The following is a 22,439-nucleotide window of genomic DNA, read 5'->3' as shown; positions in this document are numbered from 1 at the left end:
CATGACCACCCTCGTCTCCACCACGGACACCGTCACCCGCGACGCCCTCGCCGTTCTGCAGCCGGGCTTCACGGGCACCACCGCCCCGGACTGGCTGCTGCGCCGGGTCGGCGAAGGCCTCTCCTCCGTCGGCCTGTTCGGCCGCAACATCGAGACGCCCGAGCAGCTTTCCGCGCTCACCGCCCAACTCCGCGCCGAACGCGACGACGTGCTCGTCGCGATCGACGAGGAGGGCGGCGACGTCACCCGGCTCGAGGTGCGGCACGGCTCCTCCTTCCCCGGCAACCTGGCGCTCGGCTCCGTCGACGACGTGGCACTGACCCGCGCCGTCGCCCGGGAGCTGGGCCGCCGGCTCGCCGACTGCGGTGTCAACCTCAACTGGGCGCCGTCCGCGGACGTCAACTCCAATCCCGGCAACCCGGTCATCGGCGTGCGGTCCTTCGGCGCCGAACCCCAGCTGGTCGCCCGGCACACCGCCGCGTACGTCGAGGGCCTCCAGGCCGCCGGCGTCGCCGCCTGCACCAAGCACTTCCCCGGGCACGGCGACACCGCGGTCGACTCGCACCACGCGCTGCCGCGCATCGATGTGGACCTGGAAACCCTGCACGCCCGTGAACTGGTGCCTTTCCGGGCGGCGATCGCGGCGGGTTCCAAGTCGGTGATGAGCGCGCACATCCTGCTTCCCGCGCTCGACCCGCACCGCCCGGCGACACTGAGCCCGCAGATCCTCACCGGTCTGCTGCGCGAGGAGCTGGGTTACGACGGCCTGATCGTCACCGACGCCGTGGAGATGCAGGCCATCGCCTCGACGTACGGGATCGAGCGCGGCTCGGTCCTCGCGATCGCGGCGGGCGCCGACGCGCTCTGTGTCGGCGGCGGCCTCGACGACGACAGCACGGTGATCCGGCTGCGCGACGCGCTCGTCGCGGCGGTCCGGGCCGGTGAACTGCCCGAGGAGCGGCTGGCCGACGCGGCCGCACGGGTACGGGCCCTCGCGTCCTGGACGCGGCGGGCCAGGGGGGCTGTCCCGGAGCCGGGTGCGGCAGCGCAGGAGGGGACCGCGCCCGGCACCGGGGGCAGCACGGGCATCGGCTCCGACATCGGCCTGGTCGCGGCCCGCCGCGCGGTCGTGGTGACCGGCACGGCCGAACCGCTCACCGGACCGGCGTACGTCGCCGCGCTCACCCCGGTCGCGAACATCGCGGTCGGCGACGAGACGCCCTGGGGTGTCGCCGCCGAACTGGCCCGGCTGGCACCGGGCACCGGGACGGACACGTACGACGGCGAGCACGAGGCCCTCGCGGCCGATGTGCTGCGGGCCGCGGGGGAGCGGCGCATCGTCGCGGTCGTCCGTGACGCGCACCGCCACCCGTGGATGACCGAGGCCCTGGACGCGCTGCTGACGGCCCGTCCGGACACGATCGTGGTCGAGATGGGCGTCCCCCAGGCCGAACCCAGGGGAGCCTTCCACATTGCCACCCACGGCGCGGCCAGGGTCTGCGGCCTGGCAGCGGCAGAGGTCATCACCGCCGTCTGAACCTCTCTCCCCCAATCGCCGGGCGGCCGAATCAAGCCCGTCCGGCGATTGAGGACAGGCGTCCACCACGACGCACCCGCACAGACGTGAGAGGGGCCGGACACCACGCGGGTGTCCGGCCCCTCTCACGTACCGCAGAGGACTAAATACCCTGCCACAGCGGCTTCGCCGCGTACGTGGCGCGGAAGTAGTCCGCCAGCTTCAGCTTCGACGCCGCCGCCTCGTCGACCACGATCGTCGCGTGCGGATGCATCTGCAGCGCCGACGCGGGCACGACCGAGGCGACCGGCCCCTCGACCGTCTGCGCCACGGCCTCGGCCTTGCCCTCGCCCGTCGCGAGCAGGATCGGGTGGCGGGACTCCAGGATCGTGCCGATGCCCTGGGTGATCACGTGGTGCGGCACCTGCGTGATGTCGTTGTCGAAGAAGCGCGCGTTGTCGACCCGGGTCTGCTCGGTGAGCGTCTTGATCCGGGTACGGGAGGCGAGCGAGGAGCACGGCTCGTTGAAGCCGATGTGGCCGTCGGTACCGATGCCCAGCAGCTGGAGGTCCACCCCGCCGGCCGCGGCGAGGGCCTTGTCGTAGGCCTCGCAGGCGGCCTGGACGTCCTCGGCGGAGCCGTCGGGGCCCATGAACGAGGCCTCGGAGAGACCGAGCGGCTCGACGACCTCGCGCAGCACCACGGAGCGGTACGACTCCGGGTGGCCGGCCGGCAGCCCGACGTACTCGTCGAGCTGGCAGATGCGGGCGCGCGAGGCGTCCACGGCACCGGAGCGGACCCGGGCCGCCAGCGCCTGGTAGATGGGCAGCGGGGTCGAGCCGGTGGCAACGCCGAGAAGGGCGTCGGGCTTGCGGCTCAGCAGGGCGCCGATGGCCCCCGCGATCAGTTCGCCGCCTGCCTTGGCGTCCGGGACGATGACAACTTCCACGCGGGGCCTGCCGATCTGGAGTGACTGCATGTGGTATAGACCAATCAAACTCCTAATCTAGCAGACCGCGGGCACGGGGACACAGCCCCCGGGTACCCGTCCGGCGAACTGTGGGCGACGCGTGCCGCAATCCCGCCGGGCGCCGTCCGCTGGCGGGTGCGCGGGGCCCCGTGTTCGACTTGGCCGACGCATCGGCACATCCCCGGGAGGCACCAGACATGTCCGCCACGTACCCGGCAGGCGCGGGCGAGCTGCCCGGCCGGATCATGTCCGGCGAGATGGCCGAGCAGCCCGCGATGCTCCGGCGCATCCTCGACGAGGGGGCCCCGGCCATCCGGGCGGTGGCGGCCGAGATCGCGGCACGGAAGCCGCGCTTCGTCCTGCTCACCGCCCGCGGCACCTCGGACAACGCCGCGCTCTACGCGAAGTACCTGATCGAGATCAGGCTCGGACTGCCCTGCGGCCTGGCCTCGATGTCCACCACCACCGCGTACGGCGCGAAGCCGGACCTCAAGGACGTCCTGGTCGTCACCGTCAGCCAGTCCGGCGGCTCGCCCGACCTGGTGGCGTCCACCAGGGCCGCGCGCGAGGCCGGTGCGGTGACGCTGGCCGTGACCAACAGCCCGGACTCGCCGCTCGCGGCGGTCTCCGAGTACCACATCGACATCCTGGCGGGCCCGGAGAAGGCCCTGCCGGCCACCAAGACGTACACCGCCTCGCTGCTGTCCCTGTACCTGTTCGTGGAGGGGCTGCGCGGCGGCGACGGTGCGGCGGCCGCGATCCTGCCGGAGCTCGCCGAGGCGATCCTGGGCCGCAGGGACGAGGTCAGGGCCCTGGCGTCGCGCTACCGCTTTGCCGAGCGCATGGTGATCACCTCGCGCGGCTACGGCTATCCCACGGCCAAGGAGGCCGCCCTGAAGCTGATGGAGACGAGCTACATCCCCGCCCTCTCCTACTCCGGCGCCGACCTGCTGCACGGCCCGCTCGCCATGGTCGACAACATCTCCCCGGTCATCGCCGTGGTCACCGACGGCCGGGGCGGCGAGGCCCTCCAGCCGGTCCTCGACCGGTTGCGCGGGCGGGGCGCCGACCTCTTCGTGGTCGGCCCGAAGGCCCAGGTGGAAACGGCGTCAGCGGGCTTCGTGCTGCCGACGGCAGGGGTCGCGGAGGAGGTCCAGCCGATCCTGGAGATCCTGCCGCTGCAGATGCTGGCGTACGAGGTGACGATCGCCCGCGGCCAGGACCCGGACGCGCCGCGCGCGCTCGCGAAGGTCACGGAGACGCACTGACCGGGGCCGGACGGCCCGGAAGACACCCGCGGGCCGCGGCGCCGGGCCGGGACCCTCAGCCCGACCAGCACCGCAGCCCGGAGTAAGACCGCCCGCGGGCGGTCCGCCCGGCCGGCGGTGTGCGGTGCCCCCGGCCTGGGAGAGGTACCGGCGCAGTCAGGGCAGAGAGCGCGGGTACCTCGATCCGCTCTCCTGTGCGGGGAGAGCGGAGGCTCTGTCTTCTGCATTGTGGACTAGACCATTCGCCCCTGTCCATCCGTGGGGCACGGCAATTTCTGGCCCTTCTTCCCGCACGTGCGGCGGGGCCGTCCGGTTCGGTACCTGTGCGCATCCACAGGTACGCTCGCTCGCGTGCCCTCCATGAACGACCTCGTCCGCCAGCACACAGCCCTGAGTGACACCGACCTCGAGTGGCTCCATCTGCTGGTCTCGGAGTGGCAACTGCTCTCCGACCTCTCCTTCGCCGACCTGGTCCTCTGGGTCCCCACCCGCGACGGCACCCGCTATGTGTCGGTCGCCCAGATGCGGCCCAACACCGGCCCCACCTCCTACCAGGACGACATGGTCGGCCATCTGGTGCCGCGCGGCCGCCGTCCGCTGCTGGACGCGGCGCTGGACGAGGGCCGGATCGTGCGCGAGGGCGACCCGGAGTGGCGCGAGGAGGTCCCCGTACGGGTCGAGTCGATCCCCGTGCGCCGGGAGGGCCGCGTACTGGGCGTCATCGCCCGCAACACCAACCTGCTCACCGTCCGCACCCCGTCCCGGCTCGAACTCACCTACCTCCAGTCCGCCTCCGACCTGGCCCAGATGATCGCCGCCGGATCGTTTCCCTTCCCCGGCCAGCAGGTCGACATGGACGCGTCGCCGCGGGTCGGCGACGGGCTGGTCCGGCTCGACGCCGACGGGGTCGTCCAGTACGCCAGCCCCAACGGCCTCTCCGCGTACCACCGTCTCGGCCTCGCCTCCGACCTGGTCGGACAGCACCTCGGCGGGATCACCGCCGAACTCGCGCCGTCGCGGGGGCCGGTGGACGAGGCGCTGGTCAAACTCGCCAGCGGTTACGCGCCCCGTGAGTTCGAGGTCGAGTGCGCGGGCGGGGTGATCCAGCTCCGCGCCATCCCGCTCAAGCCCAAGGGGGTCCGGATCGGCTCCCTGGTCCTGCTCCGCGACGTCACAGAACTGCGCCGCCGCGAGCGTGAGTTGATCACCAAGGACGCCACCATCCGGGAGATCCACCACCGGGTGAAGAACAACCTCCAGACGGTGGCCGCCCTGTTGCGGCTCCAGGCCCGCCGGATGGACTCCGAGCAGGGCCGCGAGGCGCTCAACGAGGCGGTGCGGCGCGTCGGTTCGATCGCCATCGTCCATGAGACGCTGTCCCAGAATCTGGACGAGCGGGTGGAGTTCGACGAGATCGCCGACCGGGTCATCGCGATGGTCGCCGAGATCTCGCCGGGCAAGGTGACCTGCCGCCGTACGGGACGCTTCGGCATTCTCGACGCCGAAGTGGCCACCCCGCTCGCGATGGTCCTCACCGAAGTGCTGCAGAACGCGCTGGAGCACGCGTTCGGAGTCGCCGAGTCCGGCACCGTCGAGGTCTCGGCGGTGCGGGGCGGTTCGCCCACGGAGGGCCGGCTGCTGATCACCGTTCAGGACGACGGGTGCGGTCTGCCCGAGGGGTTCGACCCGCAGCGCACCGGCAATCTGGGGCTCCAGATCGTGCGGACGCTGGTGGAGGGCGAGCTGAGCGGGACGTTCGGCATGGTGCCGGCACCCGAGCGCGGCACCCAGGTCATCCTCGACATCCCGGTCCGCACCGACAAGTAGTACCGCGCGTTCACACCGAGCGGTGTGAACGTGACCGGTCCGGACATCCGCACAGCAGGAAGCCCGGACCGTTGGTCACGGTCCGGGCTTCCTGGTCAGACATGCGCTTCGGGGGTACTGCGCGCTGCGACTCGGGGGGCGGGGTGGTGCGTACACTCCGTACGCGCCGCCTGGCTGAGGTTCGTAGCGGTGGCGTCGGTCAGGCGCTGGCGTTGCGCGCCCGGTTGCGAGCGGCGCGGCGCTTCATTGCGCGGCGCTCGTCCTCGCTGAGGCCACCCCAGACGCCGGAGTCCTGGCCGGACTCGAGCGCCCACTGCAGGCACTGCTCCATGACGGGGCAGCGACGGCAGACGGCCTTGGCTTCCTCGATCTGCAGCAGCGCAGGACCGGTGTTGCCGATGGGGAAGAACAGCTCCGGGTCTTCCTCACGACAAACGGCGTTGTGACGCCAGTCCATGGCTGCTACCTCTCCTTGGTATTACGTACTGTGGCTTGTGAATGTGAACGCTTTCACGAATCCCCCCGCAGGTGTAGGGCCGACGTCCAGATGAACTGGATGTGGTCCTGTGCAGTGAGGAGGGGTTCTGGCTCTCAGTGGAGGCCGTTGTTGCGGGCCGTCCCGATCGCCATGTAGAGATTCGCAAACCTCGGCGGCGGATACAACCCCTTCTGGAAAGTTTTTTTTGATTCCTCGGTGTCGGCTAGGTCACAGCCGTACTTCTAGAGGGTGGAAGCCAGTCCAAACGTTCGAGTTAAAGGACTTTGGTCCCTTCCACTCACACAATCACACGCAGTGCACGGCGTACGCCTGTGAACGTCACACTTGTACGCACCCCCAGGTGGTCACCGTCCATCTGGAAGGGCAGTGGAGCCTTTGAATGCAAGGTGAAGTCCGTGAGGTCATGCAGTGAAACCGCGTGCTTACCGTGCGGCCCCTTCTCGGGGCTCGAAGTGAGCAGCTGGGTGGCGTACCGGGTGACCGCCGCCGTCGACAGCCGCTGCAGGCCGAGGACGTCCAGGGCGGTGTCGAACGAGGCCTTCGGGGAGGCGTACATCGGGCGGTTCCCCAGGTAGGTCCAGGGGGCCGTATTGCAGATTATGGAGAGCGCGAGATCGGTGACCGGTTTCTGTCCGGGCACTTCGAGCGTGATCATTCCCTGCCGGCGGTGCGGTTCCTCCAGGAATTGGCGGAGCACCTGGCGGACGTACAGCGCATGGGTCGACCGCTTTCCCTGTTCGCGCCGCTGTTCGACCCGGCCGATGACACCGGCGTCGAATCCGAGGCCCGCGCAGAACGTGAACCAGCGCTCCGGGACCGATTCGTCCTCCGTGCCGGGGGTGCCGGCCGCCAGGCCGAGGCCGACGGTGCGCTCCGTGCGGTTGGCCAGCGCGTCCAGAATCGCGCCGGTCGCCTCCACGGCGTCGTTGGGCAGACCGAGTGCCCGTGCGAAGACATTGGTGGAGCCACCGGGAACCACGGCGAGCTTCGGAAGGTTGTCTATGTCGGGGCCGTTGTGCAGCAGCCCGTTCACGACCTCGTTGACCGTGCCGTCGCCGCCGAGCGCCACCACGAGATCGATGTCGTCGCTGTCGGCTGCCTGGCGCCCCAGGTCGCGGGCGTGCCCGCGGTACTCGGTGGTCACGGCCTCCAGCTTCATCTCGCTGGCCAGCGCGTGAATGAGCACGTCACGGGTCCGCGCACTGGTGGTGGTGGCAGCTGGGTTGACCACAAGGAGTGCGCGCATGACTGTCAGACTACCTACCGCGAGGTATGGGTCTGAAGTCCTGCCCGGCGGCCCTCACGCACGGTGACGGTCCGGGCGCGGTGGGGCGACCGGGAGCGCCCCGTTCCGGTGGTGTTCCGACCCCGGCTTCACTTTCGCGGGTCCGGGGTGCCAACCTGCATGGGTGAGTACTCAGGAGAACGCGCCCTCGCCGATGCCTCTGGCCGAGCCGCCGAAGCCGGCCAGGATCACGGTCGTGGCCGGACTCAACGCCCTTGAGGGCGCGGCCCTCGTCATCGGCGGGATCTACATGCTGGTCATGGGGCTGCTCGGCCGCCCCGACAGCCCGCAGCAGGCCGAAATGGGCGGTCTGACGCTGATCGCGCTCGGGGTGATCCCGCTCGCCGCCGCCCGCGGACTGCTGCTGCGGCGCAGCTGGAGCCGCGGCCCCGCCCTCATCACCCAGATCATCGCGCTGCCGGTGGCGTGGACGCTGCTGCGGTCCCACGGTGTGCTGATCCCGGCCGGGATCGTCCTCGCGGCGGTGTCGCTGACCGCGCTGTTCCAGCTGGCCAGGCCGGCGACGATCGAGGCCCTGGGCATCCGCAGGCCCGGCACGGAGCCCGGCACGGACACCGACGCCTGACGCGGGCGCGCGGAACGCGGGCAGGCGCCGCGCGGCCGCCGGTCTCCCGGGGCCGCGCACCGACCGGCTACTCCTCGACGAGCAGCCGCTCGCGCAGCTGGGCCAGAGTCCGGGCCAGCAGCCGCGAGACATGCATCTGCGAGATGCCGACCTCCTGCGCGATCTGCGACTGGGTCATGTTGCCGAAGAACCGGAGCAGCAGAATCCGCTTCTCCCTCGGCGGCAGGTCCTCCAGCAGCGGCTTGAGCGACTCCCGGTACTCGACCCCCTCCAGCGCCTCGTCCTCGGAGCCGAGCGTGTCCGCGACCGCGGGGGACTCGTCGTCCGTGTCCGGCACGTCCAGCGAGAGCGTGCTGTAGGCATTGGCCGATTCCAGGCCCTCCAGGACCTCTTCCTCGGAGATGCCGAGCCGCTCCGCCAGCTCGTGCACCGTGGGGGAGCGGCCGTGCTGCTGGGAGAGCTCCGCGGTCGCCGTGGTCAGCGAGAGCCGCAGTTCCTGGAGGCGGCGCGGCACCCGCACCGCCCAGCCCTTGTCACGGAAATGACGCTTGATCTCGCCGACGACCGTGGGCGTGGCGTACGTCGAGAACTCGACGCCCCGCTCCGGGTCGAACCGGTCCACCGACTTGATCAGGCCGATCGTGGCGACCTGGGTCAGATCGTCCAGCGGTTCGCCCCGGTTGCGGAAACGCCGGGCCAGGTGCTCCACGAGCGGCAGATGCATCCGCACCAGCCGATTGCGCAGTTCGGCCTTCTCGGGCGAGCCCTCGGGGAGCTTGCCCAGCTCGATGAAGAGCGCCCGCGCCCCGCTGCGGTCGTGTGGATCGTGGTGCCCGTGCTCGCTCATCTGGCCTGCCCGCTCCGCCTGCGACTGCTCCACCGCGACCGTACGGCCAGCGGGCCCGTCCGCCCCGTCCACCGCACGGGGCAGGTCCGCCTCGTCCACCGGATGAGTCAGGGCCTGCTGCTCCGGGATGCCTGCTGCGTGCACCACCCCTGGTCGGATCGTCTCGTCCCGCACAGGACCGTCCCCGTTCCCGTTGCTCACGCCGGCCCGGGTCCCGCGCCGCGCTGTTTGTACAGGCTGATGCTGACCGTCCGGTCATCGGCGACCGTGGAGTCGACCTTCCCCGCCAGTGCGGAGAGCACCGTCCAGGCGAAGGTGTCGCGCTCCGGGGCCCGTCCGTCCGTCGTGGGTGCCGAAACCGTCACCTCGAGAGAGTCGTCGATGAGACGGAACACGCAGCTGAGGACGGAGCCGGGCACGGCCTGCTGAAGCAGGATCGCGCAGGCCTCGTCGACCGCGATGCGAAGATCCTCGATCTCGTCGAGAGTGAAGTCCAAGCGCGCTGCGAGGCCGGCCGTGGCCGTACGCAACACCGACAGGTAGGCACCCGCAGCGGGCAGTCGGACCTCTACGAAGTCCTGATTCCCGGGCTCGCCTGCGATCTGGGACACCCTCACCTCCAAGGTGGCACAAACTCATTCGAGGATCCGGGAAGAGTGCCCCGGAGCCATGCGGTACGTCTTCGGTTCTTGGTCCGGCGACGCTATCGCGATCCATGATGCCGTGTCGCCAGGACCCCGTCCCATGGTTGTCACTCATGGTAAGCCCATGGGTACGCACGGTGGCTAGGGGTCTGTGGCGGTCAATTACGAACAACAGGCGCCGGTTTGACGTACCCAGACGTCAGACGATCGAACCGTCCTCGAAGCACCAGCGCCAGCTTTCGCCGGGTTCGAAGCTCCGCATCACCGGATGACCGGTCTCCTTGAAGTGCGTCGTGGCGTGCTGAAGGGGTGACGAATCGCAGCAGCCGACATGGCCGCAGGTCAGGCAGAGCCGCAGCTGCACGGGATGGGTGCCGGCTGCCCGGCATTCGAGACAGGCGTCACTGAGGGGTGCGGGCTCGGGGCGCGGCAGATCTGATACGTGCGGGCACTCACTCATGATTGCCAGGTTACGACGGATGCGAGGACCGTGAGATGGACGCATTGCCACTGGTGGCACTGGTCGCGGCCAGTGCGGCGACGGCGGGGCTGGCCCGCCGCACACCCGTGCCCGCCCCGCTGCTGCTGGTGGCCATGGGGCTGATCGCCTCGTACGTGCCGGGGGTGCCGACGTACACCCTGAACGCGCACATCGTGCTGCCGCTCCTGCTGCCACCGCTGCTCTACACGGCCGCCGTCGACAGTTCGTACCTCGACCTGCGGGCCAATCTCCGCCCCGTCGCGCTGCTCTCCGTCGGCTACGTGCTGTTCGCGACCGTCGCGGTCGGCTGGCTGGCGTACCGGCTGGTGCCCGATCTGCCGCTCACCGCCGCGCTGGTGCTGGGCGCCGTGATCGCCCCGCCGGACGCGGTCACGGCCGCGGCCATCGCCCGCCGGGTCGGACTGCCCGCCCGGGTCACGACGATCCTCCAGGGCGAGTCCCTGGTGAACGACGCCACCGCCATCACCGCGTACAAGGTGGCGCTCGCCGCGGCCGTGGGCGAGGGGATGAGCTGGGGCGCCGGGATCGGCGAGTTCTTTCTCGCGTCGGTCGGCGGTGTCGCGGTCGGCCTGGTGCTCATGGTGCCGCTGCACTGGCTCCGTACACACCTGAAGGAGGCGCTGCTCCAGAACACCCTGTCGCTCCTGATCCCCTTCGTGGCGTACGCGGCGGCCGAACGGGTGCACGCGTCCGGAGTGCTCGCGGTGGTCGTCGTCGCGCTCTACCTGGGCCACCGGTCCTGGCAGGTCGACTTCGCGACCAGGCTCCAGGAGGCGGCCGTCTGGAAGATGGTCGCCTTCGTCCTGGAGTCCGCGGTCTTCGCGCTGATCGGCCTCCAGCTGCCCTTCGTACTGAAGGGACTCGGTACGTACGCCGTCGCGGACGCCCTCTGGTACGCGGTGGCGGTGTTCCTGGCGGTCGTCGTGGTCCGGTTCGTCTGGGTCTATCCGGCGACCTATCTGCCCCGCTGGCTGTCGAAACGCATCAGGGACCGGGAACCCGAGACCGACTGGACCGCCCCGCTGATCGTCGGCTGGGCCGGGATGCGCGGTGTCGTCTCGCTCGCCATCGCGTTCTCCATCCCGATGGTCACGGCCGGCGGCGCGGACTTCCCGGCCCGCAACCTGGTGCTCTTCCTGACGTTCACCACGGTCATCGGCACCCTGGTCATCCAGGGGCTCACCCTGCCGCTCCTGGTGCGCGTCCTGAGGCTTCCGGGGCGCGACCGGCAGGCCGAGACCCTCGCGGAGGCGCAGGCGCAGAGCGAGGCCTCCACGGCCGCGGAGGCGCGGCTGGAGGAGCTGCTCACCGATGAGCGCAACCGGCTGCCCCAGCCGCTCACCGAGCGGCTGCGGACCGTCCTGGAGCGGCGCCGCAACGCCGTGTGGGAACGCCTCGGGGCGTCGAATCCGGTGACGGGGGAGTCGGCGGACGACACCTACCGGCGGCTGGCCGGCGAGATGATCGAGGCCGAGCGCGAGGTCTTCGTGCGGCTGCGGGACGAGCGGGGCATCGACGACGAGATGATGCGGACCCTGCTCAGGCGCCTCGACCTGGAGGAGGCGGCGGCCTACCGGGAGGAGTCGGACTGAGGGGCGCCGGGCGGCTCTGCGGGGTCCGGGCGTCCCGTGACCACGGCGGCGACCGCGGTGCCGGCGGGGAACGCGCCCTCCTCGGCCAGCGCTGTGAGCGCGTACAGGAGTTTGGCCACATAGAGCCGCTCGACGGGCAGCCCGTGCCGGTCCTCGAAGTCGTCGGCGAAGGCGTGCAGGGCGTCAGTGGTGCGGGCGTAGCCGCCGAAGTGGAAGCGTTCGTCCAGGGACCAGGAGCCGGCCGGTCCGCCGAACGCCTCCCGCTGGAGGTCACGTACCGCGTCCGTCAGGAAGCCGCCGCGCAGGACCGGGACGCCGAGCGCGCGCTGCTCCGGTGCGAGGCCGGCGGCGAGGCCCGCGAGGGTGCCGCCGGTGCCGCAGGCCACCGCGGCCACGTCGGCCAGGCCGCGCAGCTCCTGCCCGAGCTCTGAGCAGCCCTGTGCGGCCAGGGCGTTGCTGCCGCCCTCCGGGATGACCTCGCACTCCCCGTGGGCGCTCAGCAGCCCGGCCAGGACCTGTGGATCGGCCTTGGCGCGGTAGGTCCGGCGGTCCACGAAGTGCAGCCGCATCCCGTCGGCGGCGCACTGCGCCAGGGAGGGGTTGAGCGGGCGGTGGGCCAGCTCGTCGCCGCGGACGACGCCGACGGTACGGAAGCCCAGCAGCCGGCCCGCGGCGGCCGTGGCCCGCAGGTGGTTGGAGTACGCCCCGCCGAACGTCAGCACGGGACGTCCGGCGGCGGCCCGCAGGTTGGGGGCGAGCTTGCGCCACTTGTTGCCCGGCAGATCCGGGTGGATCAGGTCGTCGCGCTTGAGCAGCAGCCGTACGCCGTGCCGGCCGAAGCGGTCGTCCTCGGCCGGCTGCAGGGGTGACGGGAGCACCGGCCGCAGCCGGGGGAGGCCGGGCGGACCGGACGGTGTGGCAGGCATGCCCCCATTGTGGACGTGCCCGGGTCCGGCAGTGAGGACGTGCCCCGGGCGGGCCGCCGGGCGGCTACTTCAGGCGGTCCTGGATCCGGTCCCGCATGGAGGCCATCGTGAAGCCGCGCGGGTCCACCTTGCCCGGTTGCCACTCCAGGTGTCCGATCACCGACTTGGCGCTCCAGCCGTGGTGGCGGCAGACCGCGGCCGCGGCCTTCTCGATGGCTTCGAGCTGTTCGTCGGGCCACGGGTCCTTGCCGTCGCCGAGGTTCTCGCACTCGAAGCCGTAGAAGTGCCGGTTCCCGTCGGTGTTGGCCTCGTTGACCGCCGGCAGGCCCTTCTCCGCGATGACGGCGCGCAGGACGTCGTCGTCGCCGAGACCGGCGTGGTTGGCCCGGCCGTAGCCGACCAGGTGGACGCGGCCGTCCTTGGCGATGACGCCGTGGCACAGCGGCCCCGGCAGATCGCTGTGGCCGTCGCGGCAGAGCTGGACGGTGGCGTCGGTGCCCTCGGTGACGGTGTGGTGGATCACCACGCCGTTGACCGGGCCCCAGGAACCCTTGTCATTGCGGTTGTGGGTACGCCAGTCGCCCACCTGGACGACGGTGAGCCCCTCGTTCTTCAGGGCGGCGAGGAAGGTGCTCGCGGACATGGGTGAGGACATGGCCGGCTCCTTTTGCGCGTGGGGAGTATGTCCGTACAGCGCTTGTACCCGGCAAAAGGGCCGCGAGCCGGGCATGGGCCGTTCGCGGGGCCCTGTTCGGGCGGTGTGCGAGCCGATCAGGCCAACTCCGCGAGCACCGGTTCCGGTTCAGCCCTTGGCGAGCCACAGGTCGGGGCCGAACACCTCGTAGTGGATGTCGGCCGCGGGGACGCCCCTGGCGAGCAGCTGGGTGCGTACGGACCGCATGAAGGGCAGCGGGCCGCAGAGGTAGGCGTGGGTGCCGGACGCGATGGCCAGACCCGTCAGATCGACCAGCCCCGTGCGGTTCGCGGGGTGGCCGGGCCCGGGGATCTCGTACCAGAAGTGCGCCGAGGCGTCGGGGAGTTTGCCGGTGAGGAGCGCGTGGTCGGTGCGCATGGCGTGGTCGTCGGGGGAGCGGTCGCCGTGCACGACGGTGACCGGGGCGCGGTGGTCGTCGCTCGCGAGGTGTTCGAGCATCGAGAGCATCGGCGTGCATCCGATGCCCGCGGAGGCGAGCAGGAGCGGGGCGTCGTCGGACTTCAGTACGAGGTCGCCGTACGGGAGCGACACCCGGAGCCGGTCGCCCGCGCGGACCCGGTCGTGGAGGTGCCGTGAGACCTCGCCGTCGGGGGCGCCGCCGCCGTGCACCCGCTTGACGGTGATCGAGCGGAGCGGCGAGCCGGGGGCGCAGGAGAGGCTGTACTGGCGTATCTGGCGTGCGCCGTCCGGCAGTTCGCACCGCACCGAGACGTACTGGCCGGGGTGGAAGCCGGGGGTGGGCGAACCGTCGGCGGGGCGGAGCCGGAAGGTGGCGACGTCCTCGGTCTCCTCGGTGCGGGACACCACCTCCCAGTCGCGCCAGACGTCACCGGCGAGCACACCCTGCTGCGCGTACAGCCGCTCCTCCATGGCTATGAGGGCGTTGGCCATCAGCCAGTAGACCTCGTCCCAGGCGGCGGCGACCTCGGGGGTCACGGCGTCGCCGAGCACCTCGGCGATGGCGGCGAACAGGTGGGTGTGCACGATGTCGTACTGGGCGGCGGTGATGCCGAGCGAGGCGTGCTTGTGCGCGATGCGGCCGAGCATGGCGTCGGGGCGGGTGTCCGGGTGCTCGACGAGCTGGGTCGCGAACGCGGCTATGGAGCCGGCGAGCGCCTGACGCTGGGTGCCGGACGCCTGGTTGCCGCGGTTGAAGAGGTCGCGCAACAGCTCGGGGTGGGCGTCGAACAGCTTGCGGTAGAAGAGGTCCGCGATGTCCCCGATGGCCGCGCCGACGGCGGGGAGGGTGGCGCGGACAGTGGCGGTCGACGGCTCGGAGAGCATCGTGACTCCTCGGGTGTGAAGTGAATTGGTATCTGAGATGCATATTTTTGACCGGCCTGGGCGACCGGTGCGGAGACGGGGGCGGACCCCGTTGGCGCGGGTGCGGTTCAGCCGCCGGGCGGCCGTCCGCTGCTGATGCCGATCAGGAGCGGTCCGGTCGGGGAGGTGACGAGTTCGGTGACGGTGAGCGGGTCGAGCGTGGCGTAGAAGGCCTCTGCCGCCTCGCGCAGGGCGCCGCGCAGCCGGCACGCCGACCGCAGCGGGCACGGGGTGGCGCCCTCGCACTCGACGACGTCGCCGGGTCCCTCCAGCTCGCGGACGAGTCCGCCGATGGAGGCGGACCGGGCGCCCGCGGCGAGGGCGAGCCCGCCGCCGCGGCCCCGCCGCGCCTCGACCAGGCCGAGGTGCTGGAGCCGGGCGACGACCTTGGCGGCGTGGGAGTAGGGCACTTCCATGGCCGCCGCCACCTCGCGCGTGGTCGGCGGATCCGCGTTCTCCGTGACGGCGAGGCGCATCAGTACGCGCAGCGCCACGTCGGTGAATCTCGTCAGCCGCATGACCGTCACCGTAGATAATTGGCATCCGAGATGCAAATTAACTGGTCCGCAAACATCGCGCAGCGTTGTGCCCAACCCAAAGCCCTATTAGTCACACTCTTTTGTGTAATGGCGCGCCGGGTCACGTGCTGAAAGGCTTCTTCAGCAGTTCCGCCGATGATCGAGAGGACGTCAGATGTCCGTTGGTGAAGAGGTTCAGAACGCGCAGGTGCCGCCGCAGCAGAGTCTTGGCACGGCAGCCGCGCGGAACCTCGCGACGACCACCAAGTCCGCCCCGCAGATGCAGGAGATCACCTCACGGTGGCTGCTGAAGATGCTCCCGTGGGTCCAGGTGCAGGGCGGCACATACCGGGTGAACCGCAGGCTGAGCTACGCGGTCGGCGACGGCCGGGTGACCTTCGTGCAGACCGGGGACCGGGTGGCGGTCATCCCCGCCGAGCTCGGCGAACTCCCGGCACTGAGGGACTTCGGGGACGAGGAGGCGCTCGCCGAGCTGGCCCGCAGGTGCGAGCAGCGTGACGTCCCCGCCGGACAGCTCCTGGCCACGGCCGGTGACGCGGCGGACCGGGTCTTCCTGCTGGCGCACGGAAGGGTCGAGAAGATCGGCACCGGCCCCTACGGGGACGAGACGGTGCTCGGAGTGCACGCCGACGGCGCCTACTTCGGCGACCACTCCCTCATCGAGGGCGACGCCCTCTGGGAGTACACGGCCCGCGCCGTCACCGACTGCACCGTCCTCACGCTGCAACGGGCCGATGTGCTCAACCTCGCCGAGCGGTCCGACTCGCTGCGCGAGCACCTCGCCCGGCAGCTGGCCGTCCCGCGGCAGCGCACCAACAAGTACGGCGAGGCGGAGATCGACCTGTCCGCGGGACATGTCGGCGAGGCCGTCGTCCCGCACACGTACGTCGACTACGAGTCCGCGCCGCGCGAGTACGAACTGAGCGTCGCGCAGACCGTGCTGAAGGTCCACAGCCGTGTCGCCGACCTCTACAACCAGCCGATGAACCAGACCGAGCAGCAGTTGCGGCTGACGGTCGAGGCGCTGCGCGAGCGCCAGGAGCACGAGCTGATCAACAACCGCGAGTTCGGCCTGCTCAACAACTGCGACTACGGCCAGCGGATCCAGCCCCACGACGGGGTGCCCGGCCCCGACGACATGGACGAACTGCTCTCGCGCCGCCGCGGATCGAAGCTCTTCCTGGCCCACCCGCGGGCCATCGCCGCCTTCGGCCGGGAGTGCAGCAGGCGCGGCCTGGTCCCGGAGAGCGTGGATGTCGGCGGACACCGTATGGCGTCCTGGCGCGGGGTCCCGATCTTCCCGTCCAACAAGATCCCGGTCACCGACGCCCGCACCTCGTCGATCATCTGCATGAGGACCGGTGAGGCCGAACAGGGCGTCGTCGGACTCCACCAGACGGGCATTCCCGACGAGATCGAGCCCAGCCTCTCGGTCCGCTTCATGGGGATCGACGAGCAGGCGATCATCTCCTACCTCGTGACGGCCTACTACTCGGCGGCCGTGCTGGTACCGGACGCCCTCGGTGTCCTGGAGAACGTCGAGGTCAGCCGCTGGCGTTAGGGCCTGTCCGGGCGAGAACACGTCCCGGGCCCGTGGGCCCGGACCGCAGGGGCCCGTCCCCGGGTCCGGGCCCAGCCGCGGTCCGCAGTACCCACAGCAACCACCCACGTCCCCGGCCCGGGGCGACAGCGACCGGGCCGGGGACGGCAACGACCGGGGTGCCGATTGACCATGACCCATGCAGCTGCCGAGACCGAGGGCAACGAGGCCGCAGCTCTTCTGGAGTACACCCGATCCCTCGTCGACCCCCACCTGAGGGCGGCGGTCGCCTCGCTGCCCGGATCGATCCGGCGCGTCGCCATGTACCACTTCGGCTGGCAGCACGCCGACGGGAGCCCGGCCGCGAGCGGTGCGGGCAAGGCGATCAGACCCGCGCTCGTGCTGGCCGCCACCAGGGCGCTCGGAGGTGATCCCCGGGACGCCGTGCGGGCGGCCGTCGCCGTCGAGCTGGCGCACAACTTCACCCTGCTGCACGACGACGTCATCGATGAGGACCGCACCCGTCGCCACCGCGCCACGGCCTGGACGGTCTTCGGGATCCCGGACGCCGTCATCGCGGGCGACGCCATGCTGGCCCTCGCCCAGCGGCTGCTCGCCGAGGACGCCCGAGCGGTGTCGTCGAGGGCCTCGGCCCGGCTCTCGACCTGCGTCATCGAGCTGTGCGCGGGCCAGCAGGCCGACTGCGCGTTCGAGGAACGCGGCCCGGACGAGGTCTCGTTGGACGAGTGCCTCACCATGGCCACGGCCAAGACGGGCGCACTGCTCGGCTGCGCCTGCGCGCTGGGCGCGCTCTACGCGGGCGCGGACGAGCGCGGCGTCGGGGCGATGGACGGTTTCGGCCGGGAGGCGGGGCTCGCCTTCCAGCTCATCGACGACCTCATCGGCATCTGGGGTGACACGTCCCAGACCGGGAAGCCGGTCGGGGCCGATCTCGCCGCCCACAAGAAGTCGCTGCCCGTGGTCGCCGCGCTCACCTCCGGCACCCCGGCGGCCGCGGAGCTCGCCGCGCTCTACCGCGGCCCCATGAACACGGCCGGCGAGGTGAGCCGTGCGGCCGACGCCGTCGACCGGGCCGGCGGCCGCGACTGGGCGCAGATCTGCGCCGCGGACCGGATGGCCCGCGCCGTGCACCACCTGTCCCGCGCCGTGCCCGATCTGTCCGCGGCGGGCGATCTCCTGGCCCTGGCGGAGTTCGTCACCCGCCGGACGCACTGAACGAAGGAGCAACGCAGAAGCGACGAAGAAGCACGTCGGAGGGGGTTGGCGGGGAGGGACCCGGGGCGAGGCGGGGAGAGGGCGGAGCGAAGAGACGCGGAACGGAAGGGCGGGGAACGAAAGGACGCGAGGCGATGTCGTGAGCCGGGCGGCCGGGTGAGCGGGTCCGGCGGGGCGGGCCGATGATCGGCCGAGGTCACAGGGCCCGCGCGGGGAAGTGGAGGGCGGCAGGGGGAGTGTCGGAGGCACGGGCTACAGTCCCTGCCCATGACAGATGAGTCGTGGGCAGGGTGGTACCGGGACCGGCAGGGATCCGATGCCGTCATCCTCACCACCGACGGACAGCAACTCCGCCTCCGTATCCGGGGAGTCGACTTCGAGGGCGACAGCTTCGACGGTCTGCGCCCCGTGGCGGGCACGCCGGACCAGGGTGAGACGTTCACCCTGGCGGACGGCGTGCTCAACGACTGCGTCCTGGAATGGGACCTGCCGTTCCCGGTCGTCGCGGACGGGGTGGCCCAACAGGCCAGGCTGAGCTGCCTGCTGTCCCTGCGCAGGCCGGACCCGTACCTCTACCTGGAGCTCCAGTTCGGCGGAGCGGGCTTCCGGTCCCATCGGGCCGAGAGCGACTTCGGGTCCGCGCTCGCCACCATCCAGCGGGTCCTCCCGCCCGGGGTCCGGCTCCAGACCTGTATCGCCTGCGCCTTCTCGGACTACTTCCCGGCGCCCGGCCGCGGTCTCTCCGGCGGTCTCGCCTGTTTCCGGGGCGCCAAGGAGGCCTACCGCGGCGCGGACGGCCAGGGCGATGTCCTCGACCTCTGGGACCGGCGCAGCGGCTTCGTCCAGGAGACCTGGAGCTGCCCGGAGTTCGAGCCCAGGCCGGCGGAGGGCGCGGGCACCGGCCACCGCGGCGCGTTCCCGCTCGAACTGGCCTGACCGCCGCACCACTCATACCGCCGCGCCACTCGTACGCCCCACCACTCATACCGCCGCACCACTCATACGCCCCATCGTTCATACCGGCCCGTCCCTCGCAGCGGCGCCGCACCTATCAGCCCGTCACCGAGCCCGCCTGACAGCGCGTCACCGTCAGGCGGGCTCCGCATTGCCTCACCTCCATTGTTCTACTAACATGCAAACAATGGAGGTTTCGATGAACCCTAGGAATGCCGGTCGTGTGGCCCTCGCCGCGCTGCCGTTCGTGCTCGCCACCGCCGCCGACCTCATCCTTTTCGCCACCCGCCGCGACCGGCTGCCCGCGCAGCTGGCCAGCCACTTCGTCGGTAACGGCCGGGCGGACGACCATGCGAGCCAGGGCTCGTACATCGCGCTCGTCGCCATCCTGTTCATCGGGATCGGCGCCCTGTGGACGCTGATGGCGGTCGCGGGGAAGTTCACCGGCCGCGGGTACCAGAGGCTCGTCGCCAGTGGCTATGCCCTCGCCGGAGCCCTCGGCTACCTGATGGCGGTCGTCATGCTCATCAACGTCGATGTCGCGGCGGACGCGCAGGGCCGCGCGCAAGGTGTCTCGTTCCCGATGTGGCACATGGCCGTGGCCCTGGGAGTCGCCGCGCTCGCCTTCGGGCTCGGTCTGCTGCTCGCCGCCCTCCTCCCGGTGGCGGAGGCACCCGCCGGCAGCGGGCCGTCGCGTGGCGGCGAGCGGATCGCGCTGGCGCACGGGGAGGTCGCGGGGTGGGCGCGCAACGCCGGTACCTGGTGGCTGCCCCCGGTCGCGCTCGTCGTGCTCGGAGGCGGGGTCGTCCTGCTGTTCGTCTCGGGCTGGGGCGCGGCGGTTCCGGCCCTCCTCGTGGGTGTGGTGCTGGTGTGCTTCGCCCGTCCGTACGTCACAGTGGACCGGCGCGGCATCACGGTCTCCGGGCTGCTGCCGTGGCCGCGCATACGGGTCCCGCTCGACAGGATCGAGGAGGCGAGCAGCCGTGACATCAAGGCCCTGGCCGAGTACGGGGGCTGGGGCTTCCGGCTGACCCCCGGTCGTACCGGGGTCATGATCCGTTCCGGTGAGGCAATCGTGGCACGGCTCTCCGGCGGACGGGACTTCGCGGTGACCGTCGACGACTCGGCGACCGCCGCCGCTCTCCTCAACACACTGATCGATCAGCGCCGAACGGAAAAATGACCATGCTCTTCCGGGTCGACCCCACTTCCACCGTGCCGCTCGGCGACCAGATCGCGGCCTGCGTGCGCCGTGCCGTCGCGGACGGATCGGTCGAGCCGGGCGAGCGGCTGCCCGCCGCCCGGGTCCTCGCCGAATCGCTGGGCGTCAACGTCCACACGGCGCTGCGCGGTTACCAGCGGCTGCGCGAGGAAGGGGTGATCGAGCTGCGCCGGGGGCGCGGTGCGATGGTCGCGGCGGGCGCCTCCCCGCACCGCGCCAGGCTGCTGGAGCGGGTACGCGAGATGGTCGGCGACGCCCGTGAGCTCGGGATGACGGAGGACGAGCTGCTGGCCCTCGTCCGTACCGAACTGAACAGCTGACAAGGACCGGCCGACGAGACCGGGGCGGACCGAACGCGCCAAGCGCCGGCCGAACGAGCCAAGCGCCGGCCGAACACGCGAAGGGCTGCGAATACGCCAAGCGCCGGCCGGACGCGCGAGGGGCCACCTCGTCCTGCGAGGTGGCCCCGGTCGGCGGCGTCAGGAACCGCTGCGGGCGAGCGCGGCCGCGAAGCCGTTCTGCCAGAGGGAGTTCACCCGGCTGCGCTCATTGGTGTCCGGGTACGGGTTGGTGCAGGACGGGCCGGGGCCGCCGCCCGACATCAGCTCGCTGCACGGTCCCGAGTAGTGGTCCGGCAGGCCGAGCACGTGCCCGGTCTCGTGGGTCGTGACACGGGTCGAGTCGTACTGCTGGTTCTGCGCGTAGTCGAGGAAGATGTAGCCGTTGCCGTGTCCGTCGGTGCTGGCGTACGAGCCGCTCGGGTCGTTGCCCTCGTAGTAGGTGAAGTCGGCGTTGGACCCCTCCTGCAAATGGACGTTGGAGACCGAGCTGTTCCAGATCTGCGCGCTGTTGGATATCTGCGTGCGGAAGCTGGGGGCGTTGGCGGTGCTGTAGACGATGGTGACCGACTGGACGCCCGGGTGGGCGGCCCGCTTCTCGGCCACCGACTTCGCGACCGCCTCGAAGAACGCCTTGTTGGCGGCGGCGCTCTCGTGCGATCCGGAGTGGGCGGTGTAAGCGACGTGGGGGGCCGGGGCGGAAGAGGCAGGTGCCGGGGCGGCAGTGGTGAGCGCGGGGGCGGTTCCCAGCGCGGCGGCGAGGCCGAAGCCGAGGCCGACGACGGCCGACATGACGGTCCTGGGGTGTCTCATGGGGGGTCTCCTACCAGTTACCTGTCCGAGGAACCCGTCCGATGATCGGACTCGGACGGGGGCGGTACGGAGAGAGTGTCGGTGAAGCGGAGCCCCGGCGGATGATGCCAACCGGCGATAGCACCGCCCTATCGCCCCGTTGTCGCCCATGCCCGGGGGCGGGACGGCGCGCAAGGGCACAAGCGGTGGCCGGCATTCCAACGAGCCCTGAATTGAAGGAGTTTGATGGGGTTGGGGCGTCTGGTGCGGCACGGTCCGCCGCCCTAGTCTCAGCGGTATGGAGCTTGAGGTGAGGCACCTCAGGGCGCTGTGCGCCATCGCCGACACCGGCAGCCTGCACCGGGCGGCCCGCAGGCTGGGAGTGAGCCAGCCCTCGCTCACCACGCAGCTGCGCCGGATCGAGAACTCCCTGGGCGCCGAGCTGTTCAGCCGCGGACGCACCGGCTGTCGTCCCACCCTCCTCGGCCACGCCGTCCTGAGCCGGGCCCGTCCGCTCGTGGACGGCATGCGGGCCCTGGTCACCGACGCGAAGGCGGAGGCGGACGCGGCCCGTGCCGGCGGCCCCCGGCTGCGGATCGGCTGCACCGCCAGCCGGGTCATCGGCGGCTGGCTGCGCAGGCTGCGCATCAGGCTGCCCGGCACCGACATCTCGCTACGGGTCGACGTGTCGGCCCACGCGCTGCTGCGCGCGGTCGAGGCGGGCCGGCTCGACGTCGCCTTCGTGCACGAGGTCGAGGGCTGTCCGCTGTACGTACCGGACGGCCTGGTGCAGCGGGTGCTCGTGGACCGTGAACCGCAGTTCGTCTCGATGGCCCGCGACCACCCGGCCGCCGCCCTGCCCGTCGTCGACCTGAGCGACCTGGCCGCCGACCGGTGGATGGTCGACCCCACGGTGGACGGCGAGTGGGACGGTCTGCGCCGGGTGTTCGGTGCGGCCGGTGTCGAGCCGACCGTGCTGCACGGCGACTACCTCACCGCCGCCTCCCTCGTCGTCCTGGGCGAGGCGGTCGCCCCCTGCCAGCCGACCTCTGGCCCGCGCGACGACATGGCGATCCGCCCGCTGCGCGACGACCCGCTCGCCGTACGTCTGCTGCTGGTCTCCCGTCCGGGCGCCGACATGGCGGCGGTGTACGGGGAGTTGGAGGACGCGTACCGGGAGGCGGCCCGGCAGGCCGACGGCTACCACCAGTGGCTGCTGCGCAACCGTAGTCCGCTCGCCCGTTCCTCCTGAGCGCGGACCGGGCCGGACCCGACGCGGCCCGGAGCGGGGCAGGGGCAGGGGCGGCCCGGTACGCGG

At 71.3% G+C, this 22,439-nt stretch carries 21 protein-coding genes and 1 pseudogene; 11 read left to right on the top strand and 11 right to left on the bottom strand.

From position 1 onward, the window contains the following. Position 1: 1 nt before the first annotated feature. Entirely contained in the window at positions 2–1,537 is a 1,536-nt protein-coding gene (locus ACIO3R_RS08315) for a glycoside hydrolase family 3 protein (protein ID WP_385025208.1), read from the top strand. A gap of 142 nt (positions 1,538–1,679) precedes the next feature. Here ACIO3R_RS08315 and nagB read toward each other — a convergent pair whose 3' ends face one another. Continuing rightward, positions 1,680–2,465 (bottom strand): glucosamine-6-phosphate deaminase, encoded by a 786-nt coding sequence (nagB, locus tag ACIO3R_RS08310; RefSeq protein WP_402104872.1) that lies wholly within the window; start codon positions 2,463–2,465, stop codon positions 1,680–1,682. A gap of 218 nt (positions 2,466–2,683) precedes the next feature. On the opposite strand from nagB, the gene ACIO3R_RS08305 reads away from it, so the two are divergent. Further along, on the top strand, positions 2,684–3,754 hold the full coding sequence (locus tag ACIO3R_RS08305; RefSeq protein WP_385025205.1) for an SIS domain-containing protein: 1,071 nt from the start codon (positions 2,684–2,686) through the stop codon (positions 3,752–3,754). Between the two features lie 360 nt (positions 3,755–4,114). Next, positions 4,115–5,581, top strand: a complete 1,467-nt coding sequence (locus tag ACIO3R_RS08300; protein ID WP_385025413.1) for a sensor histidine kinase — start codon at positions 4,115–4,117, stop codon at positions 5,579–5,581. A gap of 199 nt (positions 5,582–5,780) precedes the next feature. Here ACIO3R_RS08300 and ACIO3R_RS08295 read toward each other — a convergent pair whose 3' ends face one another. Continuing rightward, positions 5,781–6,038 carry a WhiB family transcriptional regulator gene (locus tag ACIO3R_RS08295; protein WP_003953983.1) on the bottom strand — a complete coding sequence of 86 codons (258 nt, stop codon included), beginning with the start codon at positions 6,036–6,038 and terminating at the stop codon, positions 5,781–5,783. Between the two features lie 319 nt (positions 6,039–6,357). Continuing rightward, positions 6,358–7,326: a diacylglycerol/lipid kinase family protein gene (locus ACIO3R_RS08290; RefSeq protein WP_385025202.1), complete on the bottom strand. Its 969-nt coding sequence runs from the start codon at positions 7,324–7,326 to the stop codon at positions 6,358–6,360. A 235-nt stretch (positions 7,327–7,561) separates the two neighbouring features. On the opposite strand from ACIO3R_RS08290, the gene ACIO3R_RS08285 reads away from it, so the two are divergent. Next, on the top strand, positions 7,562–7,951 hold the full coding sequence (locus ACIO3R_RS08285) for a hypothetical protein (protein ID WP_385025410.1): 390 nt from the start codon (positions 7,562–7,564) through the stop codon (positions 7,949–7,951). A gap of 67 nt (positions 7,952–8,018) precedes the next feature. On the opposite strand, the pseudogene ACIO3R_RS08280 reads toward ACIO3R_RS08285, so the two are convergent. The 3 genes and pseudogenes from ACIO3R_RS08280 to ACIO3R_RS08270 form a co-directional block, all read right to left on the bottom strand. Then, a pseudogene (locus ACIO3R_RS08280) lies at positions 8,019–9,035 on the bottom strand (RNA polymerase sigma factor SigF); the annotation flags it as partial. Further along, complete coding sequence (locus tag ACIO3R_RS08275; RefSeq protein ID WP_014048265.1) at positions 8,996–9,409, bottom strand: anti-sigma regulatory factor; 414 nt, start codon at positions 9,407–9,409, stop codon at positions 8,996–8,998. The pseudogene ACIO3R_RS08280 and the gene ACIO3R_RS08275, both read right to left, overlap by 40 nt. 232 nt (positions 9,410–9,641) lie before the next feature. Further along, entirely contained in the window at positions 9,642–9,902 is a 261-nt protein-coding gene (locus ACIO3R_RS08270; RefSeq protein ID WP_385025199.1) for a UBP-type zinc finger domain-containing protein, read from the bottom strand. 35 nt (positions 9,903–9,937) lie between these two features. On the opposite strand from ACIO3R_RS08270, the gene ACIO3R_RS08265 reads away from it, so the two are divergent. Further along, positions 9,938–11,536 (top strand): Na+/H+ antiporter, encoded by a 1,599-nt coding sequence (locus ACIO3R_RS08265; protein WP_402104492.1) that lies wholly within the window; start codon positions 9,938–9,940, stop codon positions 11,534–11,536. Here the strand turns inward: ACIO3R_RS08265 and ACIO3R_RS08260 are convergent. The 4 genes from ACIO3R_RS08260 to ACIO3R_RS08245 form a co-directional block, all read right to left on the bottom strand. Continuing rightward, entirely contained in the window at positions 11,515–12,462 is a 948-nt protein-coding gene (locus tag ACIO3R_RS08260; protein WP_402104489.1) for a 1-aminocyclopropane-1-carboxylate deaminase/D-cysteine desulfhydrase, read from the bottom strand. The genes ACIO3R_RS08265 and ACIO3R_RS08260 overlap by 22 nt on opposite strands. A 64-nt stretch (positions 12,463–12,526) precedes the next feature. Then, positions 12,527–13,117: an N-acetylmuramoyl-L-alanine amidase gene (locus tag ACIO3R_RS08255; protein ID WP_385025190.1), complete on the bottom strand. Its 591-nt coding sequence runs from the start codon at positions 13,115–13,117 to the stop codon at positions 12,527–12,529. Between the two features lie 147 nt (positions 13,118–13,264). After that, positions 13,265–14,461: a globin domain-containing protein gene (locus ACIO3R_RS08250; RefSeq protein ID WP_402104486.1), complete on the bottom strand. Its 1,197-nt coding sequence runs from the start codon at positions 14,459–14,461 to the stop codon at positions 13,265–13,267. A gap of 107 nt (positions 14,462–14,568) precedes the next feature. Next, positions 14,569–15,018 carry an RrF2 family transcriptional regulator gene (locus tag ACIO3R_RS08245; RefSeq protein ID WP_385025184.1) on the bottom strand — a complete coding sequence of 150 codons (450 nt, stop codon included), beginning with the start codon at positions 15,016–15,018 and terminating at the stop codon, positions 14,569–14,571. Between the two features lie 175 nt (positions 15,019–15,193). On the opposite strand from ACIO3R_RS08245, the gene ACIO3R_RS08240 reads away from it, so the two are divergent. From ACIO3R_RS08240 to ACIO3R_RS08220, 5 genes are all read left to right on the top strand, one after another. After that, a complete protein-coding gene (locus tag ACIO3R_RS08240; RefSeq protein ID WP_385025181.1) occupies positions 15,194–16,600 on the top strand; it encodes a family 2B encapsulin nanocompartment shell protein in 1,407 nt (468 codons plus the stop codon). A gap of 171 nt (positions 16,601–16,771) precedes the next feature. Continuing rightward, positions 16,772–17,815, top strand: a complete 1,044-nt coding sequence (locus ACIO3R_RS08235) for a family 2 encapsulin nanocompartment cargo protein polyprenyl transferase (RefSeq protein WP_385025178.1) — start codon at positions 16,772–16,774, stop codon at positions 17,813–17,815. Positions 17,816–18,082: 267 nt separating this feature from the next. Further along, positions 18,083–18,751, top strand: coding sequence for a DUF6304 family protein (locus ACIO3R_RS08230; protein WP_402104481.1), 669 nt, complete (start codon positions 18,083–18,085; stop codon positions 18,749–18,751). Between the two features lie 217 nt (positions 18,752–18,968). After that, the gene (locus ACIO3R_RS08225; protein ID WP_402104478.1) at positions 18,969–19,952 is read left to right on the top strand and encodes a DUF1648 domain-containing protein; all 984 of its coding nucleotides are present in this window, start codon (positions 18,969–18,971) and stop codon (positions 19,950–19,952) included. A gap of 2 nt (positions 19,953–19,954) precedes the next feature. Next, the gene (locus ACIO3R_RS08220) at positions 19,955–20,311 is read left to right on the top strand and encodes a GntR family transcriptional regulator (protein ID WP_385025407.1); all 357 of its coding nucleotides are present in this window, start codon (positions 19,955–19,957) and stop codon (positions 20,309–20,311) included. Positions 20,312–20,470: 159 nt separating this feature from the next. Here ACIO3R_RS08220 and snpA read toward each other — a convergent pair whose 3' ends face one another. Beyond that, on the bottom strand, positions 20,471–21,142 hold the full coding sequence (snpA, locus tag ACIO3R_RS08215; RefSeq protein ID WP_385025169.1) for a snapalysin: 672 nt from the start codon (positions 21,140–21,142) through the stop codon (positions 20,471–20,473). A gap of 277 nt (positions 21,143–21,419) precedes the next feature. On the opposite strand from snpA, the gene ACIO3R_RS08210 reads away from it, so the two are divergent. Further along, the gene (locus ACIO3R_RS08210; protein WP_385025166.1) at positions 21,420–22,373 is read left to right on the top strand and encodes a LysR family transcriptional regulator; all 954 of its coding nucleotides are present in this window, start codon (positions 21,420–21,422) and stop codon (positions 22,371–22,373) included. The last annotated feature ends 66 nt before the right edge of the window (positions 22,374–22,439 follow it).

The sequence above is a fragment of the Streptomyces sp. NPDC087428 genome (assembly GCF_044744085.1).
Taxonomy (GTDB): domain Bacteria; phylum Actinomycetota; class Actinomycetes; order Streptomycetales; family Streptomycetaceae; genus Streptomyces.
This window is presented reverse-complemented; position numbering and strand designations above follow the sequence as displayed.